The organism is Gilliamella intestini (assembly GCF_900094935.1).
Taxonomy (GTDB): Bacteria; Pseudomonadota; Gammaproteobacteria; order Enterobacterales; family Orbaceae; genus Gilliamella; species Gilliamella intestini.
On sequence record NZ_FMBA01000075.1, the window covers coordinates 1 to 6,119 of the forward strand.

The 6,119-nt window shown below is 28.2% G+C and carries 5 protein-coding genes; 4 read left to right on the forward strand and 1 reads right to left on the reverse strand.

Going from position 1 to position 6,119, the window contains the following annotated elements; all coding sequences use genetic code 11:
* Positions 1 to 312 (reverse strand): helix-turn-helix domain-containing protein (locus GA0061080_RS11735; RefSeq protein WP_141683164.1); only part of this gene is annotated, 312 nt, incomplete at its 3' end.
* Between the two features lie 146 nt (positions 313 to 458).
* Between GA0061080_RS11735 and GA0061080_RS11740 the strand changes: the two genes are divergently transcribed.
* The 4 genes from GA0061080_RS11740 to GA0061080_RS11755 all read left to right on the forward strand — a co-directional run bounded on the left by GA0061080_RS11740 (position 459) and on the right by GA0061080_RS11755 (position 5,985).
* Positions 459 to 1,538 carry a radical SAM protein gene (locus GA0061080_RS11740; protein WP_091125946.1) on the forward strand — a complete coding sequence of 360 codons (1,080 nt, stop codon included), beginning with the start codon at positions 459 to 461 and terminating at the stop codon, positions 1,536 to 1,538.
* A gap of 128 nt (positions 1,539 to 1,666) precedes the next feature.
* The gene (locus GA0061080_RS11745; RefSeq protein ID WP_091125950.1) at positions 1,667 to 2,935 is read left to right on the forward strand and encodes an HlyD family secretion protein; all 1,269 of its coding nucleotides are present in this window, start codon (positions 1,667 to 1,669) and stop codon (positions 2,933 to 2,935) included.
* Positions 2,932 to 5,049, forward strand: coding sequence for a peptidase domain-containing ABC transporter (locus GA0061080_RS11750; RefSeq protein ID WP_091125954.1), 2,118 nt, complete (start codon positions 2,932 to 2,934; stop codon positions 5,047 to 5,049). The genes GA0061080_RS11745 and GA0061080_RS11750 overlap by 4 nt, the downstream gene beginning before the upstream one ends.
* Before the next feature lie 66 nt (positions 5,050 to 5,115).
* Positions 5,116 to 5,985, forward strand: coding sequence for a hypothetical protein (locus GA0061080_RS11755; RefSeq protein WP_091125958.1), 870 nt, complete (start codon positions 5,116 to 5,118; stop codon positions 5,983 to 5,985).
* Positions 5,986 to 6,119: the final 134 nt, after the last annotated feature.

Here is a 6,119-nt window from a genome sequence, read left to right on the forward strand (position 1 = left end):
ACTCCCTGACACCATTATGCCTTCTTGGCGGAGTTGATTGGCAACTCGATGTTGCCCATAAGCTGGATATTCATAAGCCATATTGACAACGGCTTGTTCTATATGTGGCTCTACCCGATTTTTTTCGATAGGCTTTTTACGACTGATTTCTTGAAGCGCAAGCTCACCCCCTTGCTCATACAGTTTTTTAAAGCGATAATAACTATCTCGACTGTATCCCATGACTTTGCAAGCTTGTTGAACGTTACCAAGTTGCTTAGCTAATTCTAGTAGTCCTAATTTTGGTTTAATAATTTTGGCTGTTTGATTCATTTCTGACTCTCCTTTTGTGTTATAAAATAACTTAAATGTCAGATTAAGTAAAGACTATTACATTTTAATTTATAATTTTTGAACAATTAATTTAAGGCTATATTAAATATAGCCTTATTTTGAATTATTAAAATATGGAGAAAATAATGTCTGATACTTTTAAAGTAGATATTCTAGAAGTGATTTTGAAAATAACTGAGTGTTGTAATATTGCTTGTCGATATTGCTATTTTTTTAAAGGCGGAAATCTTGATTTTAATGAAAGACCAAAAGTTATAAAAAAAGATACTATTTATTCTTTGGCATATTTTCTTAAAGAAGCGGTTTTAACAAATCATATAAAGCTGTTAAGGTTAGACTTACATGGTGGTGAGCCGTTAATGATGGGAAAAAAACGTTTCGTTGAAATGGTGGAAATTTTTAATTATGAACTTTCTAATATTGTTGAGTTGGAATATGCACTGCAAAGTAATGGAACCCTTATAGATGATGAATGGGTAGAAATATTTTCAATGCATAATATTGCAGCTTCAGTGAGTTTAGATGGAGATCAAGTTATCCATGATTCTAACAGAATTGATAAAAAAGGTAGGGGGACTTATATTCGGTCAACAAATGGTTTACAAAAACTCATTAATGCAGCAGAAAATAATAAACTAACTACCCCAGGAATAATAAGTGTTATTAATTCAAATAGTGATACAAATATAATTTTCAGACACTTTCTTAATGATCTTAAAATTCATTATGTATCCTTTGTTGAAATGGATTTAACACTAGATCAATTAAATGAGAAAATGATAAAAAAAGTAAGCAGCAATTTACTTGCAGTTTATAACGAATGGGAAAAGATTAATACACCTAAAATTGTAGATACTATATTAGTGCGAAATTTTAATGATATTTTAAGGAAATTAATTTTAAGTGGAACTGAATCAGATAAAAAAGATGAAGAAAGGAAATATGTAGCATTAACAATACGTTCAGATGGATCGTTAAATCCTGATGATATTTTGCGCAATATTTACCCACATTTATTCACGAACCAATATAATATTAATAAAAATACATTATCAGAATATCTATCTGACAAGAGTTTAAGAGAACTCTATAGAAAATTGTTTACTTTACCACAAAAATGTAGCGAATGCGGAGTAAAAAAAATATGTAAAAATGGTTGGGGTTTGGTTCTATACCACATCGTTATAGTAAGAAAAATGATATGAACAATGTAAATGCTTTTTGTGAGGTTTATCATGAAATATCACTAAGGATTTGTGAGTTAGTAATTAATCAAGGGAAAAGTTATGAATCTATCAAAAGTAAAATTTTTTAATAAAAATAATGATATAAAATGAATCAATTCATTAATTCACTGTATAGAAAAGATGCAATTGACCATAATAAAGTAAAATATTGCGGTCAAATATTACTCACTAGTTCATACAGCACAAGGGTTCTTACCTGTTTGTTTTCACTTTTATTTTTTTTCATATTGCTTTTTTTTATATTTTTTAGCTATGGTCGCAAGATTACTATAACTGGAACTCTACTTCCTATGGAAGGAATTATTAGAATTTTACCATCCGAATCAGGAATTATTGATGAAGTTTTAGTTCACGAAAATCAGCTTGTCAAACAGGGTGATAAATTGTTCATTTTAAAAAACTCAAATTTTAGCCCAATCCAAGCAGATCTGGAAAAATTTCTATTAAAACGAAAAGCTAATTTAGTCAATAAACATGAAATATTATTGAAACAGTATATATTGAAAATACAATTAGCTAAACAGTCAAAAAATAATCTTGAACTTGAAAAAAAATTATTAGAATCTCAAATAGAGGTGCAAGAGGAACGTGTCAATATTTTATCCAAATTTGTACAAAAATATAAAAAATTACTAAACTCGAATAATATATCATCACTTGAACATGATGAACGAAAATCAGATTTACTTGAGCAGCAGTCGATACTTTTTGACTTACAAAGAAAGTTAACTTCACTTAATCGTGATATAGATAGTTTAGAGATAGAGTTATTAGAATTACCATTACAAAAACAGAAGGATTGCACGAAATTTGAGCAAGAAATAGATGCTATTGAAAGAGAAATAGCTGAGAACGATGCTCAGAAATTTATAATTATATCAGCTCCTAAAGATGGGATTATCAGTACTATCATGGTTTCAAATGGTCAAAGTATTGAGGAAAATAATTTAATTGCTACTATATTACCTAAAGACTTTATTCTCGAAGGAAATTTATTTATTCCATCTAGATCATTGGGTTTTATAAAAATAGGAATGCCTGTTTTACTTCGATATCAAGCTTACCCATACCAGAAATTTGGACAGCATACAGGAATTATCACTGAAATAAGTAATAATACAGTGCAAATTAATGAACTTAAATCATTAGGTATATATTCTCAACAGTCATATAACGAAAAAGATGCATATTATCGAGTAAAAGTAAAATTAAAAAATCAAGATATATTAGCTTATGGTCAACATTATCCTCTAAAAATTGGTATGTCGTTAGAGGCAAATATAATGCTTGAAGATAGAAAAATATATGAATGGATACTTGAACCACTTTTTAGTATTAATGGCAGCTTATTATGAATGAACAATTATATCTTAAATTTAATTATAAAAAAAAACTATCAATGTGTTTACAAAGTGAAAGTGCTGAATGTGGATTAGCATGTCTATTAATGATAGTTAACTATTGGGGACTAAATTCAACATTAATGGATTTACGAAAAAAGTATGCCTTCTCATTGAGAGGTGCTTCATTAAAAAACATTATACATATTGCAAATGAATTAAAATTTAGCTCCAGACCGCTTAGATTAGAATTAGAGCAATTGAAAAATTTAAAAAGTCCTTGTATTCTTCACTGGGATCTTAATCATTTTGTCGTTTTAAAGAAAGTTAGAGGTAGATCAGTATTTATCCATGACCCAGCAGTCGGAAAAGTTAAATTAAAAATGGATGAAGTCTCTCGTCATTTTACTGGGATTGCAATAGAGTTTTCACCTACCACAGAATTTTCTCCAAAGAAAAAGCAATCTAAAATTTCTTTTAAATCTGTTATGGGGTCAGTGATAGGTTTAAAAAAAGGATTATTCCAATTATTTTTACTTGGAATTATGATTCAGGTTTGTACTCTTATAGCTCCTTTATATCTACAGTGGGTTGTTGATGATGTAATAGCGGTTTCAGATATAAATTTATTGACTGTTTTAGGAATTGGTTTTATTTTGCTTCTCCTCTTACGTATTTCAGTTGAAGCAGTAAGAACTTGGTTTACTACAGCGTTTTCTACACAACTTAATTATCAATGGAGAGGTAATGTTTTTAATCACCTCCTCAATTTACCGTTAGAATGGTTTCAAAAAAGACATTTAGCTGATATTGTATCTAGATTTCATTCTATACAAGAGATACAAGATGGTATTACAACTAAAGTTGTTGCAAGTATAGTTGATGGTCTATTAGTTATTACAACTTTTGCCATGATGTGTATGTATAACTTTACCCTTTCACTAATTTCATTTCTTTCAATCTTGTTATATGCAATATTACGATGGACTACATTTTCACACCAGAGACACATAACTTCTCAATATATTATAAATAAAGCTAATCAAGAAAGTCATTTTTTAGAATCGATTAGAGGGATGCAAAGTATTCGTTTATATAACCATCAAAAAGAAAGATATGTTAATTGGATGAATTTATCTGCAATTGAGTTTAATGAGCATCTTAAATTAGAAAAATTTAATTTATTTTTCCAGCTTGCTAATACTCTAATTTTTAGTTTAGACAAAATTATAGTTATTTGGATCGCTGCCTCATTAATCTTAGATAATTTATTTTCAATTGGTATGCTTTTTGCGTTTATGAGTTATAAAGAACAACTATCAGATAAAATTGTATCTTTAATAGATAAAATATGTGAAATATCAATGTTAAAACTTCATGTAGAACGTTTAGCGGATATTGTTTTTAGCTCTAAAGAAAACTATCAAAAAATAGACCAAATTGTTGATACGAAAGTAATTTCAGATTTTACTATTAAGCTTGTAAATGTATCTTTTCGCTATTCAGAACATGAACCTGATATTCTAAAGAATATAAACTTAACAATACCCATGGGGCAGTGTATAGCTATAACAGGAGTGTCTGGATGTGGCAAAACAACACTTTTGAAATTAATTTTAAGACTTTTAGAGCCTTATGAAGGACAAATTTTTATTGGTAACACACTTCTTTCTGATTTAGATATTAATAAGTATAGAAAATTATTTGGAACTGTTATGCAAGATGATCAGTTATTTGCAGGTACAATAGCAGATAATATTTGTTTTTTTGATTCAGAACCTAATCAAGAAAAAATAAAGTTTTGTGCTTTAAAAGCTGTTATTCATGATGAAATAATTAAAATGCCAATGAAATATAATACAATAATTGGTGACATAGGCTCTGGATTATCTGGTGGACAGAAGCAAAGAATATTATTAGCTAGAGCACTTTATAGAGAACCTACAATTCTAGCATTAGATGAAGCAACTAGCCATTTAGATGTTACAAATGAGAACGCTGTCAATACTTCGATGCTCGGTTATCATTTTTCAAAAATTGTTGTTGCGCATAGGCCTGAAACCATAAAAATGGCAGATAGAGTAGTTATACTTGAACAAGGTTCAATCATTTCTGATACACTTAATTGAGATTAAATAAGATTAAATTATTTAAATCTTTACTGTTTTTATTTTAAAGAAAAGGAATTAATTTTTATGAAGAAAATATCAATTTTTTTTATTATATTATTAACAAGTAATTATGTTCAAAGTTTAGAAATAATTTGGGATCTTGTTTTTGATGCTAAATATAATTTAGCACATATACCAATGAATATTGAAGACGAAAAAATTTTATTAACATTTGATACAGGAGCAAAAGAAGCCTTATATTTACCAATAGATTTAATTAATAAAATACCGAATAAATCAGAGCAATCGAAAAAAATAAGATATATAGATCTATCTGGTAATATCATAGAGTCTCGATCATATATTATTGAAAATTTATGTATAAATTCATTCAATTTTAAAAAAGTTTCTGTTGCAGAATATAAATATTGGGGATTCAATTATTTAAACGATGATACAGATGTTAACAAAGAGAATAAAGGTTTAGATAATCCCGTTATTGGATTAGGTCTTTTTAAGGATTATGTATTAACTATTAATTACCCTGAAAGTAAAATAACAATATCTGATTACGAGGATATTTCTAATGATTTAGATGAAAAATGGATTTCAGCTCCCTTTCAAGTTAATAGCGAAGGTTTGGTGATAAATATGTCTGATGGTATAAAAAATTATAATATGATCTTAGATAGTGCTGCCACTACTTCAATTTTAAAAGAGCAATCACTTTCACCAAAAACAACTATAATTAATAATGATGGGAGCGATGATAAATTTGTATCTATTAATTTTAATAATATTATTAATGATAACATTGAGGCTGTTATTCTAGATTCTATTCCAGATGAATTTCAATCGGATGGTATAGTAGGACATGATTTTCTTAGTAAAAATATAGTAAAAATTGACTTTAAGAATAAGCGACTTTGGGTTAGGCTTTATGAAATAAAATAATTTTTTACTTTCTATTATTCAATGCTGAGAAAATAAGCCTGTAAATACCCCAAACTTAATACACAACTCACGTAGAAAATCATGTTGCTTGTTTTAGTGTTTTATACTCAATCGGCGTCATATTATTTAGTGCC